At 72.4% G+C, this 25,823-nt stretch carries 23 protein-coding genes; 4 read left to right on the plus strand and 19 right to left on the minus strand.

Features of this window, described 5'->3' with window-relative positions; translation table 11 throughout:
• Positions 1-15: 15 nt before the first annotated feature.
• Positions 16-1,179, minus strand: coding sequence for a 5-(carboxyamino)imidazole ribonucleotide synthase (locus tag ACQPZP_RS38050; RefSeq protein WP_433474497.1), 1,164 nt, complete (start codon positions 1,177-1,179; stop codon positions 16-18).
• A 288-nt stretch (positions 1,180-1,467) separates the two neighbouring features.
• Here ACQPZP_RS38050 and ACQPZP_RS38055 point away from each other — a divergent pair, with 288 nt between their 5' ends.
• The gene (locus ACQPZP_RS38055) at positions 1,468-2,070 is read left to right on the plus strand and encodes a GtrA family protein (RefSeq protein ID WP_433474498.1); all 603 of its coding nucleotides are present in this window, start codon (positions 1,468-1,470) and stop codon (positions 2,068-2,070) included.
• Between the two features lie 35 nt (positions 2,071-2,105).
• Here ACQPZP_RS38055 and ACQPZP_RS38060 read toward each other — a convergent pair whose 3' ends face one another.
• From ACQPZP_RS38060 to glgX, 5 genes are all read right to left on the minus strand, one after another.
• Positions 2,106-3,377 (minus strand): ATP-binding protein, encoded by a 1,272-nt coding sequence (locus ACQPZP_RS38060; RefSeq protein WP_433474499.1) that lies wholly within the window; start codon positions 3,375-3,377, stop codon positions 2,106-2,108.
• 100 nt (positions 3,378-3,477) lie between these two features.
• Positions 3,478-4,149: a response regulator transcription factor gene (locus ACQPZP_RS38065; RefSeq protein WP_026402549.1), complete on the minus strand. Its 672-nt coding sequence runs from the start codon at positions 4,147-4,149 to the stop codon at positions 3,478-3,480.
• Positions 4,150-4,272: 123 nt separating this feature from the next.
• A complete protein-coding gene (treZ, locus tag ACQPZP_RS38070) occupies positions 4,273-6,075 on the minus strand; it encodes a malto-oligosyltrehalose trehalohydrolase (protein WP_433474500.1) in 1,803 nt (600 codons plus the stop codon).
• On the minus strand, positions 6,072-8,450 hold the full coding sequence (gene treY / locus ACQPZP_RS38075; RefSeq protein ID WP_433474501.1) for a malto-oligosyltrehalose synthase: 2,379 nt from the start codon (positions 8,448-8,450) through the stop codon (positions 6,072-6,074). Before treY ends, treZ begins: the two co-directional genes overlap by 4 nt.
• Positions 8,451-8,468: 18 nt before the next feature.
• Entirely contained in the window at positions 8,469-10,631 is a 2,163-nt protein-coding gene (gene glgX, locus ACQPZP_RS38080) for a glycogen debranching protein GlgX (protein ID WP_433474502.1), read from the minus strand.
• 232 nt (positions 10,632-10,863) lie between these two features.
• Between glgX and ACQPZP_RS38085 the strand changes: the two genes are divergently transcribed.
• Together ACQPZP_RS38085 and bfr are read left to right on the plus strand one after the other, a co-directional pair.
• Complete coding sequence (locus tag ACQPZP_RS38085; RefSeq protein ID WP_433474503.1) at positions 10,864-11,157, plus strand: (2Fe-2S)-binding protein; 294 nt, start codon at positions 10,864-10,866, stop codon at positions 11,155-11,157.
• An 83-nt stretch (positions 11,158-11,240) separates the two neighbouring features.
• The gene (bfr, locus tag ACQPZP_RS38090) at positions 11,241-11,738 is read left to right on the plus strand and encodes a bacterioferritin (protein WP_433464508.1); all 498 of its coding nucleotides are present in this window, start codon (positions 11,241-11,243) and stop codon (positions 11,736-11,738) included.
• Positions 11,739-11,740: 2 nt separating this feature from the next.
• Here the strand turns inward: bfr and ACQPZP_RS38095 are convergent, their stop codons facing one another.
• Both ACQPZP_RS38095 and ACQPZP_RS38100 read right to left on the minus strand, forming a co-directional pair.
• Positions 11,741-12,748, minus strand: coding sequence for an adenylate/guanylate cyclase domain-containing protein (locus tag ACQPZP_RS38095; RefSeq protein ID WP_433474504.1), 1,008 nt, complete (start codon positions 12,746-12,748; stop codon positions 11,741-11,743).
• Positions 12,749-12,871: 123 nt separating this feature from the next.
• Entirely contained in the window at positions 12,872-13,732 is an 861-nt protein-coding gene (locus tag ACQPZP_RS38100; protein ID WP_433474505.1) for a biotin--[acetyl-CoA-carboxylase] ligase, read from the minus strand.
• Between the two features lie 80 nt (positions 13,733-13,812).
• Here ACQPZP_RS38100 and ACQPZP_RS38105 point away from each other — a divergent pair, with 80 nt between their 5' ends.
• The gene (locus ACQPZP_RS38105) at positions 13,813-14,586 is read left to right on the plus strand and encodes an enoyl-CoA hydratase/isomerase family protein (RefSeq protein WP_433474506.1); all 774 of its coding nucleotides are present in this window, start codon (positions 13,813-13,815) and stop codon (positions 14,584-14,586) included.
• On the opposite strand, the gene ACQPZP_RS38110 is transcribed toward ACQPZP_RS38105, so the two are convergent.
• From ACQPZP_RS38110 to ACQPZP_RS38160, 11 genes are all read right to left on the minus strand, one after another.
• Positions 14,583-15,239: a GntR family transcriptional regulator gene (locus tag ACQPZP_RS38110; protein WP_433474507.1), complete on the minus strand. Its 657-nt coding sequence runs from the start codon at positions 15,237-15,239 to the stop codon at positions 14,583-14,585. The genes ACQPZP_RS38105 and ACQPZP_RS38110 overlap by 4 nt on opposite strands.
• Complete coding sequence (locus ACQPZP_RS38115) at positions 15,236-16,375, minus strand: CaiB/BaiF CoA transferase family protein (RefSeq protein WP_433474508.1); 1,140 nt, start codon at positions 16,373-16,375, stop codon at positions 15,236-15,238. The genes ACQPZP_RS38110 and ACQPZP_RS38115 overlap by 4 nt, the downstream gene beginning before the upstream one ends.
• Positions 16,372-17,814: an aldehyde dehydrogenase family protein gene (locus ACQPZP_RS38120; RefSeq protein WP_433474509.1), complete on the minus strand. Its 1,443-nt coding sequence runs from the start codon at positions 17,812-17,814 to the stop codon at positions 16,372-16,374. The genes ACQPZP_RS38115 and ACQPZP_RS38120 overlap by 4 nt, the downstream gene beginning before the upstream one ends.
• Positions 17,815-17,907: 93 nt before the next feature.
• The gene (locus ACQPZP_RS38125) at positions 17,908-18,984 is read right to left on the minus strand and encodes a C45 family autoproteolytic acyltransferase/hydolase (protein WP_433474510.1); all 1,077 of its coding nucleotides are present in this window, start codon (positions 18,982-18,984) and stop codon (positions 17,908-17,910) included.
• Positions 18,981-19,625 (minus strand): FMN-binding negative transcriptional regulator, encoded by a 645-nt coding sequence (locus ACQPZP_RS38130; RefSeq protein WP_433474511.1) that lies wholly within the window; start codon positions 19,623-19,625, stop codon positions 18,981-18,983. The genes ACQPZP_RS38125 and ACQPZP_RS38130 overlap by 4 nt, the downstream gene beginning before the upstream one ends.
• 2 nt (positions 19,626-19,627) lie before the next feature.
• Positions 19,628-20,617 carry a P1 family peptidase gene (locus tag ACQPZP_RS38135; RefSeq protein WP_433474512.1) on the minus strand — a complete coding sequence of 330 codons (990 nt, stop codon included), beginning with the start codon at positions 20,615-20,617 and terminating at the stop codon, positions 19,628-19,630.
• A complete protein-coding gene (locus ACQPZP_RS38140) occupies positions 20,614-21,390 on the minus strand; it encodes an ABC transporter ATP-binding protein (protein WP_433474513.1) in 777 nt (258 codons plus the stop codon). The genes ACQPZP_RS38135 and ACQPZP_RS38140 overlap by 4 nt, the downstream gene beginning before the upstream one ends.
• Positions 21,387-22,391: an ABC transporter ATP-binding protein gene (locus tag ACQPZP_RS38145; RefSeq protein ID WP_433474514.1), complete on the minus strand. Its 1,005-nt coding sequence runs from the start codon at positions 22,389-22,391 to the stop codon at positions 21,387-21,389. The genes ACQPZP_RS38140 and ACQPZP_RS38145 overlap by 4 nt, the downstream gene beginning before the upstream one ends.
• Entirely contained in the window at positions 22,388-23,215 is an 828-nt protein-coding gene (locus tag ACQPZP_RS38150; RefSeq protein WP_433474515.1) for an ABC transporter permease, read from the minus strand. The genes ACQPZP_RS38145 and ACQPZP_RS38150 overlap by 4 nt, the downstream gene beginning before the upstream one ends.
• Positions 23,212-24,177, minus strand: a complete 966-nt coding sequence (locus ACQPZP_RS38155; protein WP_433474516.1) for an ABC transporter permease — start codon at positions 24,175-24,177, stop codon at positions 23,212-23,214. The genes ACQPZP_RS38150 and ACQPZP_RS38155 overlap by 4 nt, the downstream gene beginning before the upstream one ends.
• 4 nt (positions 24,178-24,181) lie before the next feature.
• Complete coding sequence (locus ACQPZP_RS38160; RefSeq protein ID WP_433474517.1) at positions 24,182-25,801, minus strand: ABC transporter substrate-binding protein; 1,620 nt, start codon at positions 25,799-25,801, stop codon at positions 24,182-24,184.
• Between the last annotated feature and the right edge of the window lie 22 nt (positions 25,802-25,823).

Genomic DNA, 25,823 nt, shown 5'->3' on the forward strand with positions numbered 1-25,823 from the left:
CGACGACCGGATCGCTCACATGTGCTCCTTGATCTCGGTTCCCCAACGCAGGTAGCCGGCGGCGTGCCGGGCCCGCTCGCGGACCTCGGCGAGATCGTCGCCGAGGGCCGTCACATGGCCGATCTTGCGTCCCGGGCGGGACTCCTTGCCGTACATGTGCACCTTGACCGCCGGGTCGTGCGCCATCACGTGGATGTAGCGGGAGTACACGTCCGGGTCGTCGCCGCCGAGCACGTTGGCCATGACCGTGAACGGGGCGGTCGGCTCGGTGGAGCCGAGCGGCAGGTCGAGGACGGCCCGGAGGTGCTGCTCGAACTGGGAGGTCCGCGCGCCCTCGATCGTCCAGTGGCCGGAGTTGTGCGGGCGCATGGCCAGCTCGTTCACCAGCAGCCCGTCCCCGGTCTGGAAGAGCTCGACCGCGAGAAGGCCGACGACGTCCAGCTCGTCCGCGACGCGGAGGGCGAGGCTCTGCGCCTCGGCGGCCAGCTCCCTGGGCAGACCGGGCGCCGGCGAGATCACCTCGACGCAGATCCCGCCCTCCTGGACGGTCTCGACGACCGGATACGCGGCGCCCTGCCCGTACGGGGAGCGCGCGACGAGCGCGGCCAGCTCCCGCTCGAACGGGACGTGCTGCTCCACCATCAGGTCGACGCCCCCGGACAGCAGCCGCTGGACGAGCTCGTACGCCTCGCGGTCGAGGTTCTCGACCAGCCAGACGCCCTTGCCGTCGTAGCCGCCGCGCGTCGCCTTGAGGACCAGCGGCCAGCCGTGCTCCCGGGCGAACGCCTCCAGGAACGCCAGCGGCGCGGACGGCGGCACGTGCGCGTAGGCGGGGCACGGAACGCCGAGGCCGGCGAGCCTCTCGCGCATGACGAGCTTGTCCTGCGCGTGCGCCAGGGCCGCCGATCCGGGACGGCACGGGACGCCGGACTTCTCCAGCTCCTCGATGTGCGGCCCTGGAACGTGCTCGTGATCGAACGTCACGACGTCACAGCCCTTGGCGAAGGCCGCCAGGTCGTCGAGCGACCGGTCGTTCCCGATCCGCGTGTCGGAGACGACCTTGGCGGCCGAGTCGTCCGGTGCTCCGGCGAGCACGCGCAGCGACACGCCGAGCGCGATCGCGGCCTGCTGGGTCATCCGGGCCAGCTGGCCCCCGCCCGCCATACCGACGACGGGCATATCCTCCCGGCGGAGCCGGGCCGGGGGGCGTGGGGGGTCGCCCCCCCTCGTGGAACGCTGAACCTTCACGTCGAAAGGCTATCGGCCGGGCGGAGCGAACGGATCAGGCGGCCGCGGCGTCGAACGTGTGTGGGGATCTCGGCAATGGGCAGGGAACGCCTGGAGAGCGTGGAACGTTCATGTTCCGACGTCTCACAGGCCACGGGCGTCTATCCTCGTGGTGCCTCCGCAGTACCCGCCGCGCAGCCCGTTGCGTACAGACGAAGTCCGGAAGGACGGTTCTCCTTCGTGAGCCTGGTCGCCAATCTCAACCGGCAGTTCGCGCATCTCAGGCGGGAAGTCGCCCAGTTCGGGAGCGTCGGCGCCATCGCGTTCGTCATCACGGTCGCGGTCAGCAACGGCTTGCACGGCGGCCTCGGGGTGGGCCCGCTGACGTCCTTCGCCGTCGCCACGGTGACCGCGACGACGTTCGCCTACCTGGCGAACCGCTACTGGACGTTCCGGCACCGCGACCGCACCGGCCTCGGCCGCGAGTACGTGCTGTTCTTCGCGCTGAACGGCGTCGGCCTGGTGATCACCGAGCTGTTCATCGGCTTCACCCGCTACGTCCTCGGGCTGCACGGAAACGTGTTCTTCAACATCGCGCTGGTCATCGGCACCGGCGTGGCGACGCTGTTCCGCTTCTGGTCGTACAAGAAGTGGGTGTTCCTGCCGGCGACCGCCCAGCCGGTCGACCCCGCGTCCGGCCTCCCCGAGGCGCCCTCGGCGCCCGCCGCGGAGTCCGTCTTCGACGGCCCGGGCGCGACCCGCGCGGTCAACGGACGGCACCCGTCACACCACATCGGCCACCCCCTAGACGCCCGCGCCGCCGAGGACTACGCCGAGATCTGAACGGCGCCCCCGCGAACGGCGGCGCCGCCCGTCCGTCAGGTGGGGCCCATCACCACGGGCTGGGAGGCCAGGAGGGCCTCGGCCGGCTGGCGGAGGAAGACGCTGAACACCGCGGGCCGGGTCTGCTTCAGCTCCAGGCGTCCGCCGTCCATCACCGCCAGGGACTGGGCCAGGTAGAGGCCGAGCCCGGTGCCGCGGCCGCCGCTGATGCTGCGTTCGAAGATGCGGGGCGCCAGCTCGGACGGGATCCCGTCGCCCTCGTCCCCGACCTCGACCACCACCGAGTTCGCGCCCGGTTTGGTGTGGATGGTCACCATCCCGGCGCCGTGCGTCAGCGCGTTCTCCAGGAGGGTGGCGACGATCTGGGAGAGGCCCTCGGGGTTGGTCATGCCGACGAGGCCCTGCTCCCCGATGATCCGGACGTTCCGGCCCGCCTTGCGGAAGCTCGGCCGCCACTCCTCGACCTGCTGGGCGATGATCTCGTCGATCGGGGCCGGGACGACACCGCCGGCCCGGTCGTGCCGGGCGCGGGCGAGCAGCTGCTCGACGACCGCGACGAGCCGTTCGGCCTGCGCGACCGCCGCGGCGCCCTCCTCCCGGACGACGTCCGGATAGTCGGCCGCCTCGATCATCTCCTCCAGCCGCATCGACAGCGCGGTCAGCGGGGTGCGCAGCTGGTGGCTGGCGTCGGCCGCGAAGCCGCGGCTGGCGATGAGCAGCTGGGTGATGCGGACGGCGCTGCGGTCCAGCTGCTCGGCGACCCGGTCGACCTCCGGGATGCCGTAGCGGCGGGGACGCGGGCGGGCGTTGCCGCTGCCCAGCCGGTCGGCGGTCTCGGCGAGGTCGACCAGCGGCAGGATCAGCTTGCGGGCCTGCATCATCGCCAGCCCGACGGTGACGGCGACGCCGAGCAGGGCCAGGCTCCCGACCAGCAGGATCAGCCGCAGCGCGGCGCCCTGGACCTGCGCCTCCGGGCGCGACACACGGACCCGGACGGCGCCGTGCGCCGCGGTCGCGGACAGGACGCGGCCGCGCCGCGGCGGCCCGGCGGTGACCGTCCGGCCGTCCGGCATCGTGATCGAGATGTGCCGGCCCGGGTACTCCCGCGCGATGACGGCGCCGGTGACGGGCCGGTGCGACTCCAGGCTGAAGCCGACACCGCCGGCGATGGAGGACGCCTCCCGGTCGAGCGACCGGCCGGCCTCCTCGTAGACGAGCTTCTGGGCGGCGTAGGCGAGGGGTATGCCGAGCAAGAGGAGCGCGACCACCGCCACCGCGAGCGTCGACAGAAGGAGTCGGCGCCTCATCAGGGCTCCTTCGAGGGTGGGGCCACGGACCGTGCGGCACGCGTTCCCGGGGGCCTCTCGGGAAGGCCCCCGGCGTCCCGCACGACCGCGGCGGCCGGTGCTAGTCGCCGCGCTCGAACCGGAAGCCGACGCCCCGCACCGTGGTGATGTAGCGGGGGCTGCCGGCGTCGTCGCCGAGCTTGCGGCGCAGCCAGGAAATGTGCATGTCGAGGGTCTTCGTGGAACCCCACCAGTTGGTGTCCCACACCTCGCGCATGATCTGTTCGCGGGTCACGACCTTGCCGGCGTCGCGGACGAGGACGCGGAGCAGGTCGAACTCCTTGGTGGTCAGCTGGAGCTCCTGCTCGCCCATCCAGGCGCGGCGCGACTCGGCGTCGATCCGCACCCCCTGGACGATCGGGGTCTCGGTGCTGCCGCGGCGCAGCAGCGCCCGCACCCGGGCGAGCAGCTCGGCCAGCCGGAACGGCTTGGTCACGTAGTCGTCGGCGCCCGCGTCCAGCCCGACGACGGTGTCGACCTCGTCGGCCCGGGCGGTCAGGATCAGGATGGGCACGCCATGCCCCTCGGCCCGTACCCTCCGGGCCACCTCAAGGCCGTCCAGTTCCGGAAGGCCGAGATCAAGGACGATCAGGTCCACACCGCCCCCGAGCGCCCGCTCCAGCGCCTGCGGGCCGTCCGGGCTGACTTCGACGGTGTACCCCTCGCGCCGCAGCGCGCGGGCGAGAGGCTCGGAGATGGACGTGTCGTCCTCGGCGAGCAGTACTGAGGTCATGAACCGATCGTATGACCATTCTTGAACATTGCCCGGCTGCCGCCGCGCTCTTGACCTGCGGTTTGCCACTCGTAGTACATCCTCGAACACCACTTATCAGGCCGAATCCGGGTGTAGACCGCATCACGCCCCGGCCGCCGCCGCGCCGGAGGAGGCGAGGACCGCGACCGAGGCGGCCGGCAGCTCCACCGCGGCCGTTCCGGAATCGCCGATGCCGTCGGCGTCCAGGTGAATTGCCGGGTTCGATGCGAGCAGCAGCCGGGGAGGCGCCCCGCCGGGAGGGGACGCGGGGAGGAGCACGGGGAGGCCGCCGAGGTTCGCGGCCACGCAGACGGCGCCGCGCCACATCATGAGCCAGCGCGCCGCGTTGTCGTCCGCCTCGACGCTCGTCGCGGTCAGGCGGGGATCGTTCAGCTCGGGCCTGGACCGGCGCAGCGCGATCAGGGAGCGATGCCATTCCAGCAGGTCGCGATTGGCCGGCCGGTCCGGCTCGGACCAGTCCAGGACCGACCGCCGGAAAGTATCCACAGCCTGTGGATCGGGAACCTCGCCGGTCCAGCCGTGCCGGGAGAACTCACGCCGGCGTCCCTCGCTGACGGCACGGGCGAGCCCAGGGTCCTGGTGGTCGGTGAAGTAGCACCAGGGGGTGGACGCGCCCCATTCCTCGCCCATGAACAGCATGGGCGTGAACGGGGCGAGCAAGAGAAGCGCCGCGCCCACCTTGAGCAGGCCGGGAGAGGGCAGAAGGGCTCCCAGACGGTCTCCTGCCGCGCGGTTGCCCACCTGGTCGTGGTTCTGCAGAAAACCAAGGAAGCGATGCGCAGGGGTCTGCTGGACGTTCACCGGACGCCCGTGACGCCGTCCCCGGTACGTGGACATGGTCCCGTCGTGGACGAAGACCCTGGTGAGGGCCTTCTTCAGCGTTTCCAGCGAACCGAAATCGCAGTAATAGCCCTGCCTTTCACCGGTGAGCGCCGCGTGCAGAGAGTGGTGGAAATCGTCGCTCCACTGGGCGTCGAGGCCGTACCCGCCCGCTTCTCTGGCGGCGACCAGGCGCGGGTCGTTCAGGTCCGATTCCGCGATGAGGAAAAGGGCCCGTCCCAGGTGCGCCGATTGGGCGGCCACAGCGCGTCCCATCTCTTCCAGGATGTGCATCGCGCTGTGGTCGGTGATGGCGTGGACAGCGTCGATGCGCAAGCCGTCGAAGTGATAGTCGCGCAGCCACATCAACGCGTTCTGGACGACGAACGCGCGGACCTCGTCCGAGCCCTCCTGGTCGAAGTTCACCGCGTCGCCCCAGGGGGTGGCATGGGCGCTCGTGAAGTACGGCCCGTATTCGCCTAGGCGATTCCCGTCCGGGCCCAGGTGGTTGTAGACGACGTCCAGGACGACGGCCAGGCCGCGCGCATGGGCGGCGTCCACGAAACGCTTCAAACCGTCCGGGCCGCCGTACGGCTCGTGCGGCGCCCATAGGTGAACGCCGTCGTAACCCCATCCGTGGTGGCCGGGAAACGACGCGACCGGCAGGAGTTCGACGGCGTCGATTCCGAGCGCCACCAGATGGTCGAGACGCTCGGTCGCCGCGTCGAACGTCCCTTCGGACGTGAACGTGCCCACGTGCATCTCGTACAAGACGCTCCCGGGGAGCGGACGGCCATGCCAGTGCTGGTCGGTCCAGGCGAACCGTTCGTGGTCGTAGACGCGGCTCTGGCCGTGGACGCCGCCGGGCTGCCACGGCGAGCGCGGGTCGGGCAGAACTTCCGCAGCGCCGTCCAAGACGAACCCGTAGTCCGTCCCATGTTCGGCGGCCGGGACTTCGGCCTCCCACCATCCTGACGGCAGCGCCGCCATGGGATGCCGCGCGCCGCCGGCCACGACTTCGACGTGTCCGGCGGCCGGCGCCCACACCTCGAACCGGGCGCTCACCGATCGATCTCCCGGGGGACGAGCAACGCGACGGGCAGGTGCTCGAAGAGGCGCGACGCGTCCAGGATCGGGCCCATGTGCGTGCAGCCGGTCAGGACGTCCCGCCAGCCCTGGCGGCGGACGTCCACCCGCGTGCCGCCCCAGCCGCCGCGGCGCTCCAGCCCCACGGGCAGCCGGGTCGCGAGCGCGACCGCCTCCCCCCGGGCGAACCCGACGACGTGCTCGGCCGCGATTCCCCGCGCGCTGACGGGCTCGTGACGGGCCCCAGGCCCGAACCACTCCGGATGCGCCCTCCGGAGCCGCAGAGTCCGCGACGTGACCAGGAGCTTCTCGTCGTCCACTTCCTTCGGCTGCCGGCCGGTGTCGAGCCGGAACAGATGTTCGCGGCGGCGCCCGTAGTCGACCGGCCGCCGGTTGTCGGGATCGACGAGCGCCAGGCCGGTGAGCTCGCAGCCCTGGTAGACGTCCGGGACGCCCGGCATCGCCAGCTGCACGAACTTCTGCCCGAGCGTGTTCACGCGCGCGTAAGGGGCCAGCTTGGCGACGAACGCGGTCATGTCCGTGACCAGGTCCGGGTCGGCCAGGATGCCGCGCGCATACGCGAGGACGGCCTCCTCGTAGCCCAGGTCCTGGTCGATCCAAGAGGTGCGCGTCTTGGCTTCGCGCATCGCCTTGATGAGGAACTCTTCCAACCTGCCGATGGTGAGCGGCCAGGCCCCGACGAGCGTCTGCCAGAGCAGGTATTCGAGGTCCGGTTCCAGAGGCGATTCATCCGGACCCCAGTTCCGCCACCGCTCCACCGCTTCGGCCCACTCGTCTGGGAGTTCCGACAGCACGGACAACCATGCCCGCACGTCCTCCTCACGCTTGGTGTCGTGCGTGGACAGCGTCGTCATCGTGAGCGGCCAGTCGCGTGCGAGCCGTATGCAGTACGCGTGGAAGTCCTCCGGGCTGACGGTGAACCGCCCAGGGGCGCCACCCACCTCGTTCAGCGCGGCCATCCGGTTCCACCGGTAGAACGCCGTGTCTTCCACGCCCTTGGCGGCGAGCGGAGCCGACGTCTGCTGGAAACGCACGATGAACTCGGCGTCGGTGCGTTCACCACGCCCGAGGGCCAGATCCACGACAGCCTCAAGGTCGTCGTGCAGGTCCTCTGGCAGATGCGCTCGTGCACGGTGAGCGGCCTCGTTCAGGATGTCCACGGCCTGTTGCGGCGCGTCCTCTCCTGGCACTACGTACGCGCGGTACACGGGCATGCCTACCAGCAGTTCGACCAACGCCTGCTCCAAGCCCGGACGACGCTCGCCCACGACCCGGTGGAGGACGCGCAAGAGCCGGTCGATCTCGGGCTTCAGGCCGTGTGTGGCGGCGTACAGGCGGGCGTCGTGCTCGACCTCCGCGAAGTCGGCCGGGTTGCCCGTGAGCGACACGTAGTAGTCGGTGAGCGGCTTCTCCCCTGCCGGGTCGACGAACAGCCCGCCGATCATGCCGAGCGCGTCGTAGCCGGTGGTGCCGGCGCACGGCCAGTCCGGCGGCAGCCGCTCCTCCCCCTCGGTGATCTTCTCGACGAGCAGCCGGCGGTCCGGGGCCGCCTCCGCCAGCCGCCGCAGGTAGCCGCGCGGGTCGGCGAGACCGTCCGGGTGGTCGACGCGCAGGCCGTCCACCTGGCCCTGCTCGACCAGGCTCAGCAGCAGCGCGTGCGTGCGCTCGAAGACCTCGGGGTCCTCCTGCCGCAGCCCGATCAGCCCGGAGATGTCGAAGAACCGGCGGTAGTTGGGCTCGCCCTCGCCGGGCAGGACGACCCGGCCCCCGCCCGCGTCCCAGTCGATGTCGAACCACTTGGCGAACGGCGAGTCCCGCCCGTCCGCCAGGACCGCCGCGAGCGGCAGGTTCAGGTCGCGGCGGTCCGGGATCGCCATGTGGTTCGGGACGACGTCGACCAGAACCCGCAGCCCGTGCGCGCGGAACCGGGCCGCCATGGCGCCGAACGCCTCGGCCCCGCCCAGCTCGTCCGACAGCCGGGAGTGGTCGACGACGTCGTAGCCGTGCGTGGACCCGGGCGCCGCCTGCAGGATCGGCGACAGGTAGACGTGCGACACGCCGAGGGACGCCAGGTAGGGAGCCAGCGCGGCGGCCTCGGCGAATCCGAAGTGATCCTCGGGGGTGCCGCGGAGCTGGAGGCGGTAGGTGCCGGTCGGCGGTACGGCGAGCGTGTCCTCCTCCGGAACGGCCCTGTCTGCTCGTTCGGCTCCGCCTTCTTGGGCGGCTCTGTCTGCCTGTTCTGCTCTGTGGTCCTCGGACACGGTTTCCTCGGGGGGTTCGGCGGCGGGAAGCGGTTCCTCTGGAACGGGTTCGGCGTTCGTGTCGTCGTTCATCTGCTCGTCTCCACGCCCTCAGACCCGGCGCAGGACCTGGACGGAGCGGGCGCCGGCCGGCACGTTCTCGCCGGCCTTCACGACGGGCGACTCCTCCTCGGCGAGCAGCGGATCCGCGGTGTCCAGCAGCTTCATCCACATCTGCCCGTACGGCGCGGGCGGAAGCGTGAACGGCAGGTCCCCGTCGTGCGCGTTGAACAGCAGCAGGAAGGAGTCGTCCCTGACCTGCCGGCCGTGCCGGTCGGGCTCCCCGATCGCTTCGCCGTTCAGGAACACGTACAGCGACTTGTTGAAGCCGGCCGACCAGTCCTTGTCGGCCATCTCCGTCCCGCCGGGCGTGAACCAGACGAGGTCCGGCAGGTCCTCGGGGCTCGTGCCGGCGCGGGCGCGCCTGGTCCGCTGATCGCCGCGGAAGAACCGCCTGCGGCGGAACACCGGATGCCCGGTCCGCAGATCGGACAGACGCCGGACGAAGTCGAGCAGCGGGCCGCGCTCGTCGAAGAAGGTGTCGTCGCGCAGGCCCGTCCAGTCGACCCAGGAAAGCTCGTTGTCCTGGCAGTAGGCGTTGTTGTTGCCGCGCTGCGTCCGGCCTATCTCGTCGCCGTGCAGAAGCATCGGGACGCCCTGCGACAGGAACAGCGTGGTGAGGAAGTTGCGTTTCTGCCGTTCGCGCAGCGACACGACGTCCAGGTCGTCCGTCGGGCCCTCGTGACCGCAGTTCCACGACCGGTTGTCGTTGCTGCCGTCCCGGTTGCCCTCCCCGTTGGCCTCGTTGTGCTTGGCGTCGTAGGACACGAGGTCGTGCAACGTGAACCCGTCGTGGCAGGTCACGAAGTTGATCGAGGCGATGGGACGGCGGCCGTCGTCGGCGTACAGGTCGGACGAGCCCGTCAGCCTGGACGCGAAGTCGGGCATCGCGCCCGGCTGCCCGCGCCAGTAGTCGCGCGCGGTGTCGCGATACTTGCCGTTCCACTCGGTCCAGAGGGGCGGGAAGTTGCCGACCTGGTAGCCGCCCTCCCCGATGTCCCACGGCTCGGCGATCAGTTTCACCTGGGACACGACCGGGTCCTGCTGGACGAGGTCGAAGAACGCCGACAGCCGGTCCACCGCGTGCAGTTCGCGGGCGAGCGTCGCGGCGAGGTCGAACCGGAACCCGTCCACGTGCATCTCGGTCACCCAGTACCGCAGCGAATCCATGATCAGTTGCAGCACGTGCGGGCTGCGCATCAGCAGGCTGTTGCCGGTGCCCGTCGTGTCCGTGTAGTAGCGGGGGTCGTCGTCGGCGAGCCGGTAGTACGAGGCGTTGTCGATGCCGCGGAACGACAGCGTCGGCCCGAGGTGGTCGCCCTCGGCGGTGTGGTTGTAGACGACGTCGAGGATCACCTCGATCCCCGCCCCGTGCAGCGCCTTCACCATCGCCTTGAACTCCTGCACCTGCTCGCCCCGCTGCCCGGACGAGGAGTACTCGGCGTGCGGCGCGAAGAACCCGATCGTGTTGTAGCCCCAGTAGTTGCGCAGGCCGCGGCTCGTCAGCGCGTCGTCGTGGACGAACTGGTGGACGGGCATCAGCTCCACCGCCGTCACCCCGATCGAGCGCAGATGCTCGGTGATCACCGGATGGCCGAGCCCCGCGTACGTGCCGCGCAGCGCCGGCGGGACGTCCGGATGCCGGGCGGGGAGGCCCTTGACGTGCGCCTCGTAGATCACCGTCTCGTGGTACGGGGTGCGGGGCGGGCGGTCGTCCCCCCAGTCGAAGTAGGGGCTGACGACGACCGACCGCATCGTGTGACCGGCCGAGTCGGCGTCGTTCCGCGACCACGGATCGCCGAAGTCGTACCCGAAGCACGACTCGTCCCAGTCGACCTCGCCCTCGACGGCCTGCGCGTACGGGTCGAGGAGCAGCTTCGCCGGGTTGCAGCGCCTGCCGCGGCGCGGGTCATGAGGGCCGTGCACGCGGTAGCCGTACCGCTGCCCCGGCATGACGCCCGGGAGGTAGCCGTGCCACACGAAGGCGTCCACCTCGGGGAGCGGGAGCCGCGTCTCCTCGCCGCTGCCCACCGGCCCGTCGAACAGGCACAGCTCCACACGGTCGGCCACCTCGGAGAAGACGGCGAAGTTCGTCCCCGCGCCGTCGAACCGGGCTCCGAGGGGGTAGGCGTCGCCCGGCCAAACCTGAGCCACTGTCCCGCCCTCCCGTCCGATGCGGCGCCGGGCGCCGGGCGACGCACCGGCCCGGGCCGCACGCCGGAAGCCCTTCCCCGTGAGGGGTGGATCACACCGATCGGGACCCCACTGGCCAGAACGGACATTCGTCGGCTACCTTAGGGGAGCCTTACCTTAATGAGGGTGTCCTTACAGGCCCAGGTCGGGCGCGTCGGACCAGCATGAGCCGCACGGAAGGTCTTCCACCGGAATGTACGTCTGCATCTGCAACGCCGTCACCGAGGACGACGTTCACGGCTGCATGGCGAACGGCTGCACGACCGCCAAGGCCGTCAAGGAGGCCTGCGGCTTCAAGCCGGGCTGCGGTTCCTGCACCAAGCGCATCCACACCATGGTCAGTCAGTACCGGACGGCCGCCGAACTGGCGGACGCCCTGACCGGCGGCCCGGCGTCGCTGTCGCCCGTTCCCGAGATGCCCGCGGTCCCCGCGCCGGCCCTGCCGGAGATCGCCGGCGGCGAGGCCGCCCCGCCCACCGCCGCCTGAACGCCGCCCGGGGCCCCGGCGGACACGCGTCCGCGGGGGGTTAGTGCTGTCCTGAACCCCGGCCGCATGGAAGCATGGGCCGCATGGAAGGCGACAAGGACATCATCGCGCTGCTGAACGACCAGCTCACCGCGGAGCTCACGGCGATCAACCAGTACTTCCTGCACTCCAAGATGCAGGAGAACTGGGGCTTCACCCGCATCGCCCGGCACACCCGCGACGAGTCCATCGACGAGATGCGGCACGCGGAGCGGCTCACCGACCGGATCCTGTTCCTGGAGGGGCTGCCGAACTACCAGAAGCTCGGCACCCTGCGGATCGGGCAGAACATCGTCGAGCAGCTGGAGGCCGACCTCGCGATCGAGATGGAGGCCGTGGCGCGGCTGCGGCCCGGCATCGAGCTGATGCGCTCGCGCGGCGATGTCACGTCCGCCCGGATCTTCGAGGACATCCTCGCCGACGAGGAACAGCACATCGACTACCTGGAGACCGAGCTCAGCCTCGTCCAGGCACTCGGCGAGCAGAACTACCTGCAGCGCCTCACCGACTCCCCCGGCGAGGGCGGGCCCAGCCCCGCCTGACGTCACGGCGCCGGCGGGTCCGTTCTGCGGAGCACGTACGGCTGGATGATGCCGAGGCCGCGGACGGGGCGCTTCACGATCCGGGTGACGTCGTAGCCCGGCGCCCCCTCCAGCCGCGCCGCCAGCTCGCCGTCGATGACGACCGCGCCCGGCCGGGCCAGGGAGGTGAGCCGGGCCGCGAGGTTGACGGTCGTCCCGAACATGTCGCCCATCAGCGGCAGGACGGGCCCGTACGCGACGCCGACCCGCACGTCCGGGACCTCCGTCTCGTCCTGGATCGCCGCGGCCACCGTCAGCGCGATCTCCGCGCCGATCTCGGGCGTCGCCGCGCTGAACAGCACCTCGTCGCCGAGCGTCTTCACCAGCCGGCCGCCGCAGGTGGCGATGATGTCGGCCGCGGTCTCCTCGAACCACTCCACCACGCGCGCCAGCTCGATCTCCTCCAGCTCCCGGCTGACCTGGGTGAAGGAGACCATGTCCGCGAAACCGACGGTGGTCATCGGGCGGCCCGACGGGTCGCCGTTGTCCCGGGTCGCGGCCGCCGCGAGCGCCCGGGTCCCGGCGGCGGCGAGCTGCCGCCGCCAGGCGTGCACGACCAGCGGCTCGAACTCGCCGATGTGCTTCTCGGCGATGTCCACGACCGTGTCCACGGCCTCCGCGGACGGCGTCTCGGCCAGGTCGTGGGTCAGCATGCTCCGCAGCAGGTTGACCTGCCATTCGGCGAGCCGGGTCATGGTCTGGCCGAACGCCCGGACCAGCCGGACCACGCCCTCCTCGTCCAGGATCCCGTCGTCGACGAGCCTGCGGAGGCGGTCCAGCGCGGAGACGTCGCCCTCGGTGTAGGCGATCGTCTCGTCGGGCATCGACGGGTAGCCGAACGCCCGCCAGATCCGGCCGGCGAACTCGCGGGACACCCCGGCCAGCCGGACGGCGTCGACGCGGTTGTACCGCAGCTCGCCGCCGAGGAGGAGCTCCTCGATCTCCTTCGGATCCGGCAATCCGGCCGCCATCTTCCGCCCCTCAGTGCGCCGCCGCCGTGGGCCGTGGCGGTGGCGTCGTGGATCGATACCCGCCCATATCGTCGCAGATCAGCAACCGGGTCAACATCCGGACCGCGGATCGCCGTTCCCCGTTCACCGGACGTGCACCACGTCGCCGGCACTGACCGCGCTGTCCCCGCCCGTCCCGGCGACCACCAGCCGCCCCGCGCCGTCCACGTCCCGTGCCGTCCCGTCCAGCCGTTCGCCGGCGGGGAGCTCCACCCTGACCCGGCGGCCGAGGGTCGTGCACAGGTCCTTGTACGCGGTACGCAGCCCGCTGCTCTCCGGATCACCGCCGAGCGCCGTCCACTCCCGGTACCAGGTCGCGAACTCGCGGAGGACCGCGCGCAGTATCGGCGCCCGGTCGCTCAGCGGCGCGCCCTCGATCGCGAGGGACGTCGCGGTCGGCACGGGCAGCTCGTCCTCGCGCAGCCCGACGTTGAGGCCGACGCCGACCACGAGCCCGTCGTCGACCTTCTCGACGAGGATCCCGGCCAGTTTCCGGTCCCCGGCCAGCACGTCGTTCGGCCACTTCAGCCGCGCGTCCACGGCCACGTCGCCGCTCTCGCCGAGGAACCCCTCCGCCGCCTGCGACCAGGCGGTCATCCGCCGGACGGCGGTGGCCACGGCGACGCCGGTCAGCAGCGACGCCCAGCCGAGCAGCGAGACCGGCACCTGCGGCCGCAGCAGCATCGAGAAGGTCAGCCCGGACCGCGGCGGCGCCGTCCAGGTCCGTCCGAGCCGCCCGCGGCCCGCCGTCTGCGCCTCGGTGACCAGCACGGTCCCCTCCGGCGCCCCCTCCCGCGTCCGGGCGGCGAGATCGGCGTTGGTGGACCCCGTCTCCTCCACCACGCGGACCTCCCGCCACAGCCCGCCCTCGCGGACGAGCGCCCGCTGGAGCGCCGCCTCGTGCAACGGCGGCCGGTCGAGATCCCCATAAGGTGAGTCGCTCACACGACCAATCCAACCCCATGGCCAGTTCGATCTTGGGACCGGCGTCCGGCCGCGCGGACCCCGGTCGTTAGGGTGCCCCCATGGATGGTGTGACGCTGCGGCGCGACGGGCACGTCGCGGAGATCGTGCTGGACCGGCCGGAGGCCCTCAACGCCCTGTCGACGGCGATGGCGCGGCGGCTCGCGGACGTCTGCGCCGAGGTCTCGGCGGACGCGTCGGTGCGCGCGGTGGTGCTGGGCGCGGCCGGTGAGAAGGCGTTCTGCGTGGGCGCCGACCTCAAGGAACGCAACTCGATGACCGACGAGGAGATCCTCGCGCAGCGTCCGGTCTTCCGCGCCGCGTTCGGCGGCGTCCTGAACCTGCCGCAGCCGGTCGTCGCGGCCGTGCACGGCTACGCGCTCGGCGGCGGCTGCGAGTTCGCGCTGTCCGCCGACCTGATCGTCGCGGACGAGACGGCCGTGTTCGGCCTCCCCGAGGTGAGCGTCGGCCTCGTCCCCGGCGGCGGCGGAACCCAGCTCGCGCTGCGCCGTCTCGGCCCCGGCAAGGCCGCCGACCTGGTCTTCACCGGCCGCCGCCTCGGCATCGATGAGGCCCTCGAATACGGTCTCGCCGACCGCCGGGTCCCGGCGGGGACGGCCCGCGAGGAGGCCCTCGGCGTCGCCGCCGCCATCGCGCGCAACTCCCCGGCCGCCGTCCGCGCCGCCAAGCGCGCCATGCGCCTCGGCGGCGGCGTCGGCCTGGACGCGGGCCTCGACCTGGAGGAGAACGCCTGGCGCACCGTCGCCTTCTCCGCCGACCGCCGCGAAGGCATCGCCGCCTTCAACGAGAAGCGCAAGCCCGTCTGGCCCTCCTAGGCGGAGGTGGCGATGAGGCGTTCCAGCGCCGCCACGGCGTGGGCGCGGTGCGTGCTCAGGATCCGGACCGCCTCGTCGACCGCTTCTTCGCGGAGTGCTTCCAGAGCGGCGCGGTGCTCGTCGATGACGCGGTCGCGGTTGGCGGGCTCGCCGTAGTAGATCGAACGGTAGGCGTCCGTGGAGTCCCACAGCGTACGGATCATGCGGACGAGCCGCGGCATGCCCGCGAACTCGTAGAGGGCCATGTGGAAGGCCCGGTTCGCGGCGGCCATCAGCAGGACGTCCCCGGCGCCGGCGGCGCGCTCGACCTCGTCCTCGGCCCGTTCGAGCGCCTTCAGGTCGTCCGCGGTCAGGCGGGCGGCGGCGCGGCGGACGGCCTCCTCCTCCAGGATCTCGCGGATGCGGTAGACCTCGCGGAGATCGTCCAGGGACAGTTCCTCCACGGCGTAACCGCGGTGCGCCCGGTAGCTCACCAGCCCTTCGCCCTGGAGGGTCTTGAGGGCCTCGCGGAGCGGGACGCGGCTGACGCCGAGTTCACGTGCCAGGACGTCCTGGCGGATCGGATCGCCCGGGCGGATCCGGCCCGTGGTGATCGCGCGGCGCAGTTCGTCCAGGACGAACTGCTGGGCCGTCGGCGGCCGCTGCGGGGTCATCGGCCCAATATCTCACGGACCCACTCGTCGTCCTCGCCGAGCCGCGGGGGCGCGAGCCGGTAGGCGGGCGGCGTGGCGCCGAGCCGCAGCGGGTTCGCCACCTGGTCCACCGGACGGTCCCGGCGCGGGTCCTCCAGCCCGACGGCGGGGGCCAGGCCCAGGCGGGCGCCGAGGTCGAACGCCTCGGCCAGGTCGTTGATCGGCCCGCACGGGACGCCGGCGGCGGAGAGCGCGGTGAACCAGTCGTCGGCGCTCCGGGTGCGCAGGGTCGCGGACAGGGCGGCGACGAGGGACTCCCGATGCTCGACGCGCCCGGCGTTGGCCGCGTGGCGGGGGTCGGCCGCCAGGTCGTCGCGGTCCAGGACGGCGCAGAGGGCCGCGAACTGGCGGTCGTTGCCGGCCGCGATCACGATCGGCCGGTCGGCGGTGGGGAACACCTCGTACGGGACGATGCTCGGGTGCCGGTTGCCCATCGCGGCGGGCACCTCTCCGGCGGCCACGTAGGCGGACGCGTGGTTGGTCAGGGCCGACAGCAGCGAGGACAGCAGCGATACCTCCACACGCTGCCCCTCGCCCGTCCGGTCGCGGTGGCGCAACGCGGCGAGCACGCCCACGCAGGCGTGCAGGCCGGTGATGACGTCGACGAGGGCCACGCCCGTCTTGGTGCCCTGGCCGGGCTCACCGGTGACGCTCATCAGGCCGCCCACCGCCTGCGCGATGAGGTCGTATCCGGGCAGGCCGGCGCCCTCGCCCGCGCCGAAGCCGGTGATCGAGCAGTAGACGACGGCGGGATTGAGTTCCCGCGCCCGCCCGTAGCCGAGGCCGAGCCGGTCCATGGTGCCGGGGCGGAAGTTCTCGACCACGACGTCGGCGCGGGCGATCAGGGCCCGTGCCACGTCGGCGTCCTCACGCAGGTCGAGGGCGATCGACCGCTTGTTCCGGTTGACGGACAGGTAGTACGTCGCGTCGCCGTCAGCCGAGTACGGCGGGCCCCAGGAGCGGGTGTCGTCGCCCGTGCCAGGTCGCTCCACCTTGACGACGTCGGCGCCGAGGTCGGCCATCAGCATCGTCGCGTAGGGCCCGGCGAGGACCCTGCTGAAGTCGGCGACGAACAGCCCGTCGAGTGCCCCTGTCACGCGGGCGCTCCCAGGTAGACGGTGACGGTGTGGGTGTAGAAGTCGCGCGCGGCGCGGCCCTGTTCCTTCGGGCCGAATCCGCTCTGCTTGACGCCGCCGAACGGCACGTGCGGGAACGTCCCGGCCGACTCGGAGTTGACGTGGAGGACGCCGACCCGCACATGGTCGACCGCCGAGAGCGCGACGCCCAGGTCCCGGGTGAAGATCGCCGCGGAGAGTCCGTGGTCGCTCTGGTCGGCGAGCCGGAGGGCCTCCCGCGGGCCGGACGCCCGGATCGCGCCGACGACCGGGCCGAACAGCTCCCGCCGCCAGAACTCCACGCCGGTGGCCGGCAGCTCCATCAGGGTCGGCGGAACGAACCAGCCGGCCGCGAGGTCGCCCGTGTAAGGGGCGGCGTCCGTGAGCGGGGTCGCGCCTTCCTCGACGGCGCGGCGCACCCCGGCGGTCACCCGCTCGCGGGCGGCCTCGCTGATGAGCGGCCCCATCCGGACGTCCGGGCGGAGCGGGTCGCCCACGGTGATGTCGCCCGCGAGGCGGGCCACACGTGCCAGCAGCTCGTCCGCGACCGCCTCCTCCACGATCAGGCGGGACGTGGCGGTGCACTTCTGCCCGGTCGAGCGGAACGCGCCCGCGCACACCTGCTCGGCGGCGTGGCCGAGGTCGGCGTCGGCGAGCACCACGGAGGCGTTCTTGCCGCCCAGCTCCGTCTGCACCGGCTTGCCCAGCTCGCCGCACCGGGCGATGATCGCCCGGCCGACGGCGGTGGAGCCGGTGAAGGACACCGCGGTGACCCCCGGATGGCCGACGATCGCGCCGCCCACCTCGCCTTCGCCGTAGACGAGGTTCAGCGTCCCGGCGGGCAGGCCCGCGTCGGCGAGCGCCCGCGCGAGGCGCTGGGCGAGCAGCGGCACCAGCGAGGACGGCTTCCACACGACCGTGTTCCCGTAGATCAGCGCGGGCGCGATCTTCCAGGCCGGGATCGCGATCGGGAAGTTGAACGGGGTGATGATCCCGGCGGTGCCCACCGGCCGGCGGACGACGAGGACGTTCTCCCCGGAACGGGGCGAGGGGAAGATCTCGCCGTTCTCACGGTCGGCCTCGGAGGCGTAGTACCGCAGGATCCGCGCGGCGCCCCGGACCTCGCCGACGCCTTCGGCGAGGGTCTTGCCCTCCTCGCGGGTCAGCTCCTCCCCCCACTCCTCGGCGTTGCGGTCGAGGATCGCGGCCGCTCCGGCGAGCACTTCGGCGCGGGCGTGGTACGGCGTGGACGCCCATTCCGGCGCGGCCGTCCGGGCCGCCTCGACCGCGGTCTCGACCTGCGCGGCGGAGGCGAACCGCCCGCGCGCGACGATCTCGTCCGGGCGGGCCGGGTTGGCGTCGGCGAACTCCGCGCCCGCCCCTTCGGCCCACCGGCCGCCGATCAGGTTCAGGACGTCCATGCACCCCTCCCAGGTATGGATATTGGATCCAATATATAGGGATCACCTTGGCGGGATGAAGGAGGCGGGCTCCCTCACCGGCGTCTCGGCATGTCAGTAGGTCCGCCACGTGGACGGGGTGGACCCGCAGGGCCCGCCCTGGTGGACGGCGAGGCGTCCGGCGGCGATGTCCAGGCTGATGGTCGCCAGCGTCTCCCAGCGGTCTTGGAAAGGATCGGCGGGCACGGGGTGCGCGCAGACCGGGGCGTCTTCGGGAGCATGACCCAGCAGTGCCCTGGCGCGGTCCGCCGGAGCCGCGGCGGTCAGGCCGTCCGCGTGGGCCTTCAGGTGCTCGAAGCGGTCGTAGGTGCCGGGACGCTCGTTTCCGAGCGCCTCCCCCGCCGCGAGTTCCGGGTCCATGAAGTGGTTGGTATGCAGGAGCAGCCCGTCCGGGCCCGCCGGGACGACACCGACCCCTTCCGGGCAGATCTCCAGGGCGGCGGCCCGGCCGCGTCGCCCGTCGTAGGTCACGACGGTGATCGCGGTGGACGCCGAGGTGCGGGCCGAGCGGGCGATCCGCTCGGCGTCCTCCAGCGTCGCCGCCTCGTCCAGTATGCGGCGGGCGACCATGTGCACCGGGACGCCGACCGAGCCCCCGTCGGAGGCGTGCCGCAGGATGTTGAAGTGCACGCCGAGCCCGGCGCCGTTCACCCCGATCTTGCCGAGCGCGCCGAACTCGGTGAAGGTCCGCACGCGGTGGCCTGGGCGCGGCTCGTAGGTCCACACCAGGGGCATGTCGCGCATCACGTCGTGCCAGTCCCAGGTCTGGACCGTGCGCGGAGGCGCACCGTCCGGCAGGACCACGGCGGTGGAGCACTCGCCCTCGCCGGTGGCGCCCAGCGCCGCGAGGATCTCGGTGCGGGCGTTGACGGCGGCCACCTGCCAGGGCTCAAGGCCCGCGCCGGTGGCGATCGCGGCGATCTCGGCGCCCAGACCGGGCGCCCACGCGGTGGTCTCGGCCAGCGCGTCCTCGCTCAGCGCGCGCACCCTCGTCGTGTCGCCGCCGAGGACCTCGAACAGCCTGGCGTAGCCGGTGTGGGCGGCACCGATCTCGGTGCCCCAGCGCAGGCCGAACGCCCGGCCGCGCTCCACGGCGTCGGCCTGCGCCGAGACGAATGCGGGGACGGTCACGACTCTCCCCTCGGGTCGACCTCGTCCATGAGGCGCGCCAGCCCGGCGTTGCCCTCCGGGCCGGCGAACGCGTCCCGGATGCGGCCGCGGGTCCGGTCGCCGGCGTCCTGGCTCACCTTGAACAGCTTCGCCTCGTCCCGGACGTGCACCCGGAACGCGACCACGCCGCCGACGATCTTCCGGAACACGTCCCTGGACGCGGCGCCCGGTTCCCACTTCGGCGTGCGCGGCGTCTCCATCGCCTGGACGGTGCGTTCGACCACGTCGAGCACCTCCTCCTCGCCGAGGATCAGCTCCAGCCGCCCGGTCAGGTGCACGGCACCGTAGTTCCAGGTCGGGACGGACGGTTCCGCCGCGCCGTGCATGCTCGGCGAGACGTAGCCGTGCGGCCCGGAGAACACAACGAGCACGTTGGTCGCGTCGCCCTCCCACTGCCGCCAGTGCGGGTTCACGCGGGCCATGTGCCCGAGCAGGGTCGTGCCGGCGAACGAGCCCTCGACGTGCCCCTCCGGCAGGACGGGCGCGTGGGTGGCGGCCGGGACCCCGTCCCGGCCGCTGACCACCAGCGCGAACGGGTTGCTCCGGACGAGCTCGTTCGCATGCCGCGGGTCGTGCACGGCGAAGCGGGGGAACTCGAACATCGCTACTCCACGCCCTTCAGGATCGCGTCCCAGGCGACCTCGGAGGCCAGCGCACCGAACCCGGTGGGCGGGACGCCGGGCAGGTCGACCTCGTCGGTGGTCAGCGCGAACATCACGTCGCCGTCGGTCAGCGTGTGGAACGGCTGGATGCCGCGGTGCATCGAGCTGTGCACCTGCCGGGCCACCTGGTCGAGCTCCCGGTCGGTCAGCCGGACGTTGGTCACCATCACGGTCAACGTCGTGTTGCCCCGGACCGCATCGGCGGGCTCGTCGCGTCCGACCTGCTCCGCGTAGTCCACGGCCGGGTGACGGCGCCCGCCTTCGGCGGCGTGGTAGTTGCCGCGGACGACCGTCCCGTCCCGGTCGACGACGGCGCCGACCGCGTTGACGACGGTGGCGACGAGCACCTTCGCCTCTCCGAACGTCCCGAAGGCGGCGCCCTGCCCGGCGAACTCGGCGCGCGCGAAGTCGGCCTTGCCCGTGCTCGCGGCGCGGCCCGCGCCGCAGCGCCCGACCGGGAACCCGCCCTCGCGGGCGGCGCGCAGCGCGGCGGCGCCGAGCGCCGCGTCAGGGTGCACGGCGTTGTCGCGCACCGAGAAGTCGTAGATCACCGCGCCGGACACCAGCTGCAACTGGTCCCACTTGGTGAGGTTGCGGTTGCGGGCCAGCAGTTCCGCACTGACTCCGGCGACCGCGCCGAGGCCGTACACCGAGCCGCCGGCGAGGCAGACGGCGTGGTTGAACTCGTATCCGCCGCTGAGGCCGACCGCGCCGCCGCGCGCGTCCACCGCCGTCCGCGCGCCCGCCGGGACGTGGACGACTGTGCATCCGGTCGGCCCTTCCTCGTACTCCGCGGTCCCGACGAACACTCCGGGCAGGTCGAACGGGACGGTGCCGCTCCCCGGGCTCGGCCGCGGCGTCAGCGGAAGGTCGGGGTTCCCCGGGACGTCCGGCGCGTACGCGGACGGCGTCGCGGGCCGCGGCTCGGTCATAGCGTCTCCAGCAGTTGCTTCGAGTACTCGTGCGACGGGCTCGTGTGGAAGACCTCGGTGGCGGCGGTCTCGACCACCTCGCCGGCCCGCATGACGGCGATGCGGTCCGCCGCGTACCGGACGGCGCCGAGGTCGTGGGAGATGAACAGGGCGCCGAACCCGTACTCGTCCCGCAGGTCCTTGATCAGGTTGAGGATCTGCACCTGGACCGACACGTCCAGGGCACTGACGGGCTCGTCGAAGACGATGAACGCGGGCCGGGTGATCAGGGCGCGGGCGATGGAGACGCGCTGGCGCTGGCCGCCCGACAGCTCGTGCGGGTAGCGGCCGGCCAGCTCCGGTTCCAGGCCCACCCGGCCGAGCATCGCGTGAACGCGCTCGTCCGCGCCGGCCGCCTCGCCGATCACGACCAGCGGCTCGGCGACGCTCCGCCCGACCCGCATCCGCGGGTCGAGCGACCACTGCGGATGCTGCAGGACGGCCTGCATCCGCCCGGCGAGCGCACGCCGGCGGCGCGGGAACGGCCCGCCCTCGAACCTGACCGTCCCGGACGCGGGCCGGCGCAGCCCGAGCGCGACCCGGCCGGTCGTGGTCTTGCCCGACCCCGACTCGCCGACCAGCCCCAGCGTCTCGCCCGGCGCGACCCGCAGCGACACCTCCCGCATGGCGTGCAGCGGGACCCGGTTCAGCGGCGTCCCGGTCTTGAAGACGACGGTCACCCTCTCCAGTTCCAGTACCGGCGGCGTCCCAGCCGGAGTCTCGGTCATGCTCATGCGCGTGCCTCCAGGCCGGTGGCGGCGAGTTCCCCGGCGCGGTGGCAGAGGACGCTGCGGCCTTCCACGTCGCGGGGCTCGGGACGTTCGGTCGTGCACCGCTCCACGCTGAACGGGCAGCGTGGAGCGAAGGCGCAGCCGGTGGACGCCCCCGTGAGCAGCGGCGGCCGCCCGGGGATCGGTTCGAGCCTCGTCCCGAACGCTGCCCTGGCGGGCGCCGCCCCCGCCAGCGCCGCCGTGTAGGGGTGGGCGGGACGGCCGAGGACCTCGCCGGCGGGGCCGTCCTCGACGACGCGGCCGCCGTACATCACGGCGATCCGCCCGCACAGCCGCCCGACGGCGGGCAGATCGTGGCTCAGCCACAGGATGCCCGTCCCGGTCTCGGCGGCGAGCGCGAACACCATGTCGGACACCTCCGCGCGCACCTGGGCGTCCAGCGCGGCGGTGGGCTCGTCGGCGACCAGCAGGCGCGGCCCGCCCGCCATCGCCATCGCGATCGCCACCCGCTGCGCCATCCCGCCGGACAGCTCGTGCGGGTACGACCGCGCCACCCGCCGCACGTCCGCCAGCCGCACCCGCTCCAAGTGCGGCGTCACGTCCGCCTTGCGGTCGCCGAGCGCGAGCCGGAGCTGGGCGCCGATCCGCATGGTGGGGTCGAGCGACCCGGCCGGGTCCTGGAAGACGAAGCCGAGCCGCTCGCGGCGGAGCCGGCGCAGCGCGCCGGGCGCCAGGTCGAACACGGACTCGCCCGCGATCCGGACCGTCCCGGCGACCGGCACGGCCGCGCGCGGCAGCAGCCGCCCGACCGCCGATCCGAGCGTGGACTTGCCCGATCCGCTCTCCCCGACGATGCCGACCGTCTCGCCCGCGGCGACCGCCAGATCGGCGCCGTCCAGCGCCCGGACGCGCGAGGACGTCCCGGGCCCGCGCGTCGCGTAGTCGAGCACGAGCCCGTCGATCCGCAGCAGTCCCGTCCCGCCGGTCTCGTCGACGACGGTCATGTGAGGGACCTCGTTTCTCTCGGTTCGAGACGATCGCGCAGGCCGTCGCCGAACACGTTGATCGAAAGGATGGCGAGGACCAGCACGACACCGGGGCCGACGACCAGCCAGGGCGCGGCGACCAGGTAGACGGCGCCCTGGTTGATCAGCATCCCCAGCGACGCCTGCGGCGGCTGGACGCCCAGCCCGAGGAAGCCGAGACCGCCCTCCACCGAGATGCCGACCGACAGCGCGTAGGTGCCCTGCACCGCGACCGTCCCGGCGACGTTCGGCAGGACGTGCGTGCCGAGCACCCGCGGCATCCGCGCGCCGCCGATTATGGCCGCGGTGACGTAGTCGCGCTGCGCCACGGCCGCCGCGGCGCCCCGCACGAGCCGGGTCATCAGCGGGATCGTGACGAGGACGATGGCGGCGAGCGCGGCGAGCTGCCCCGGGCCGAGGACCGCCGCGACCAGCACCGCCAGGATGATGGCCGGGAAGGCGTACAGCACCTCGACGAGCCGCATCACCAGGCCGTTGACGTAGCCCCCGGCGTATCCGGCGACGATGCCGAACCCGGTGCTGACCGCGGCCGTCACCAGCACGGCGGCGGACGACAGCAGCAGCGTGGTGGCGATGCCCTCCAGGACGCGCGGCAGCATCGAACGGCCGAGGTTATCGGTGCCGAGCCACCACTGCGGGCCGGGGGCCTGCAGCCGCGGCCCGACGATCTCGTCCGGGTCGCCGCCGAGGTGCACCACCGAGCCGAGCGCCGCGAGGACGAGCACCAGCAGGACGGCCAGGCCGGCTCTGGACAGCGGGTCCAGCCGTTTGATCATGGTCATCTCGCGGCGACCTCCCCGCCGAGCCTCGGGTCGATCAGCCGGACGGCCAGGTCGACCAGCACGTTCATGACGATGAACACCGCCGCCGTGAGCAGCACGCACGCCTGCACGACCGCGTAGTCGCGGCGGCCGATGGCCTGGACGGTGTAGGAGCCGATCCCGGGCAGGTTGAACACGTACTCGACGATCAGCGCGCCGCCGAGCAGGTACGCGGCGATCGTCGCGGTCAGCGTCACGACCGGCGGGGCGGCGTTCCGCAGGACGTGGTGCCGGACGATCGACCACGGCGACGCCCCGCGCGCCACCGCGGCGGTGACGTAGGGCTCGATCAGCACGCCGAGGGCGGCGTCCCTGGTCGTCCGGGCGACGGCGGAGACGGCGAACACCGACAGCACCAGCGCGGGCAGCACCAGCGAGCGGACGTTGCCGGCCGGGTCCTCCCCGAACGGTACGTACCCGCCGGTCTTCAGCCCCAGCGAGTACCGGGAGAACAGGAACACGACCAGGCTGCCCAGCACGAACTCCGGGACGCTCACGCCGAGCCCGCTGAGCAGCCGCCCGGCCGCCCCGCCGCCGCCCGGACGTGCGCGGACGGCGGTCAGCACGCCGAGCGGCACGCCCGCCGGCACGGCGACGACGACGGCGAGCCCGGAGATCTCCGCGGTCACCGGCAGCCGTGCCCGTAGTTCCGCCGACACCGGCTGCCGGCTGATCATCGAGAATCCGAAGTCGCCCTGCCCGACGGCGGTGAGCCAGTGCCAGTACTGCAGGAACACCGGCTCGTCCAGCCCGTACCGGGCGGCGAGCGCGTCCTTCTGCCCGGACGTCGCGAACGGCCCGAGGATCGTCTCGGCGAACGAGCCCGGCATCAGCCGGACCGCCACGAAGATCAGCACAGAGACGCCGGCCAGGGTCGCGGCCCCGCTCAGCAGGCGGCCGGACCACCAAAGCAGCACGCGCATCGGGCTACTTCGACTTCACGCGCGCGTCGGCGGCGAGCCGCAGCACGTTGCCGTAGCCCTCGCTCGCGTACAGGCTCGGGCTGAGCAGATCGGTGCGGTAGGCGACGGTCGCCGGACGGGTGACCAGCGGGATCATCTGGGCGTCCTGGTCGACCTTGGCGCAGACCCCGCTCATCGCCGTCTTCCGCTCCGAGCCGGCGGGCGCCTCACCGGCGGCCCGGATGACCTTGTTCAGCGCGGGGTCGGGTTTCATGAACCCGACGTTGAAGCCCGCTTGCTCCGGGTTCCACCACCGCATCACCATCGCGGGATCGGCGTACCCGGCGAACCACGACAGGGCCGCGTCGAACTTCGCCGGTTTCGGCGCCTCCCCGTAGACCTTGCCGGACCAGCTCGCCTCGTCCATCTGCTCGATGTTCACCTCGACGCCGATGCGCTGGAGGTTCTGCTGGATCACCTGTGCCACGACCGGCGCGGGCTGGGTGGAGTAGATGCTGAGCGTGAAGGAGAGGTTCCGCGCGCCCGCCTCGGCGAGCAGGCTCTTGGCCTTGTCCAGGCCGGCCTTGGCGGACGGCAGGGACGCCGGGTCGCAGGCGCCCGGCAGCCCGGCCGGTGTGACGGCGGTCGGCTTGCCCTGCCCGCCCATCGCCGCGTTCGCGATCTTCCCGCGGTCCATGGCGATGTTGATCGCGGTGCGGACGCGCGGGTCGGCGAACGGCGACGCGGCCTTCCTGGTGTTCAGCATCAGGTAGTAGAAGTCGGTGGTGGCCTGCGTCGCGACGTTGACATTGGACGCGCCGGCCAGTGTGGTGCGCGAGTCGACGTTGCCCAGGATCGCCATGGACTCGCTTCCGTTCTGCAGCGCGGCGACCCGGGCGGCCTCCTCGGGCACGATCGCGACCTCCAGGCCGTCGACCGCCGGCTTGCCCTTCTGCCAGTACCGGTCGTTGCGCCTGAACGTCCACGACACGTCCTGCCGATGGTTCACGACGGTGAACGGGCCGGTGCCGAGCATCGTCTTGACCGGATCCAGCGAACCGTCCTTGATCTCCTTCATCGGCAGGACGGCGGCCGGGATGTTGGCGAGCGCGGCGAGGAACGGCGAGTAGGGGGCGCTCAGCGTGATCTTGACGGTCCGCGCGTCCTGCTTCGCCACCGACTCGACCGGACCGAGCTGCCCGCGCCACACCGACTCGGAGCCGAGCAGCCGCTTGAGGCTGCCGACCACGTCGTCGGCGGTCATGGTCCGCCCGTTGGAGAACGTGACGCCTTCGCGCAGGTGGAACACGTACGTCGTGTCGGACGGGGTGTCCCAGCTCTCGGCCAGCAGCGGCTGGACGGAGTAGTCGGGGCCGATCGTCGTGAGCGTCTCGTAGACCGGCGACATGAGCGTCCAGGTCGAGGCGACGTCGGCCATCTGCGGGTCGAGGCCGGTGGGCCCGCCGATGTCGACGTGCGTCCCGAGCTTGAGGGTGCCGCCCGCGGGCAGCGACGCGTCGGCGACACCGAGATAACCGGGCCTGGCGGAGGGGTCGCCGGACTTCGTGTCGACCGACGAGCACGCCGATGTGATCAGGAGGGCGGCGGCGATGGCGGCACTGCAGGCCGGACGTGTGTGGCGCATGGGTTCATCTCTCTCCGAAGCT

Source organism: Spirillospora sp. CA-142024 (genome assembly GCF_050942325.1).
GTDB lineage: Bacteria > Actinomycetota > Actinomycetes > Streptosporangiales > Streptosporangiaceae > Spirillospora.

Coding starts and splice junctions, on each gene's coding strand:
- ACQPZP_RS38155 (WP_433474516.1), bottom strand. CDS start 24,177: ATGCGCGTGCTGCTTTGGTGGTCCGGCCGCCTGCTGAGCGGGGCCGCG.
- ACQPZP_RS38160 (WP_433474517.1), bottom strand. CDS start 25,801: ATGCGCCACACACGTCCGGCCTGCAGTGCCGCCATCGCCGCCGCCCTC.
- ACQPZP_RS38105 (WP_433474506.1), top strand. CDS start 13,813: ATGGATGGTGTGACGCTGCGGCGCGACGGGCACGTCGCGGAGATCGTG.
- ACQPZP_RS38135 (WP_433474512.1), bottom strand. CDS start 20,617: ATGACCGAGCCGCGGCCCGCGACGCCGTCCGCGTACGCGCCGGACGTC.
- ACQPZP_RS38085 (WP_433474503.1), top strand. CDS start 10,864: ATGTACGTCTGCATCTGCAACGCCGTCACCGAGGACGACGTTCACGGC.
- ACQPZP_RS38050 (WP_433474497.1), bottom strand. CDS start 1,179: ATGCCCGTCGTCGGTATGGCGGGCGGGGGCCAGCTGGCCCGGATGACC.
- treY (WP_433474501.1), bottom strand. CDS start 8,450: ATGAACGACGACACGAACGCCGAACCCGTTCCAGAGGAACCGCTTCCC.
- ACQPZP_RS38060 (WP_433474499.1), bottom strand. CDS start 3,377: ATGAGGCGCCGACTCCTTCTGTCGACGCTCGCGGTGGCGGTGGTCGCG.
- bfr (WP_433464508.1), top strand. CDS start 11,241: ATGGAAGGCGACAAGGACATCATCGCGCTGCTGAACGACCAGCTCACC.
- ACQPZP_RS38145 (WP_433474514.1), bottom strand. CDS start 22,391: ATGACCGTCGTCGACGAGACCGGCGGGACGGGACTGCTGCGGATCGAC.
- ACQPZP_RS38065 (WP_026402549.1), bottom strand. CDS start 4,149: ATGACCTCAGTACTGCTCGCCGAGGACGACACGTCCATCTCCGAGCCT.
- ACQPZP_RS38140 (WP_433474513.1), bottom strand. CDS start 21,390: ATGAGCATGACCGAGACTCCGGCTGGGACGCCGCCGGTACTGGAACTG.
- ACQPZP_RS38110 (WP_433474507.1), bottom strand. CDS start 15,239: ATGACCCCGCAGCGGCCGCCGACGGCCCAGCAGTTCGTCCTGGACGAA.
- ACQPZP_RS38150 (WP_433474515.1), bottom strand. CDS start 23,215: ATGACCATGATCAAACGGCTGGACCCGCTGTCCAGAGCCGGCCTGGCC.
- ACQPZP_RS38120 (WP_433474509.1), bottom strand. CDS start 17,814: ATGGACGTCCTGAACCTGATCGGCGGCCGGTGGGCCGAAGGGGCGGGC.
- ACQPZP_RS38095 (WP_433474504.1), bottom strand. CDS start 12,748: ATGGCGGCCGGATTGCCGGATCCGAAGGAGATCGAGGAGCTCCTCCTC.
- ACQPZP_RS38130 (WP_433474511.1), bottom strand. CDS start 19,625: ATGTTCGAGTTCCCCCGCTTCGCCGTGCACGACCCGCGGCATGCGAAC.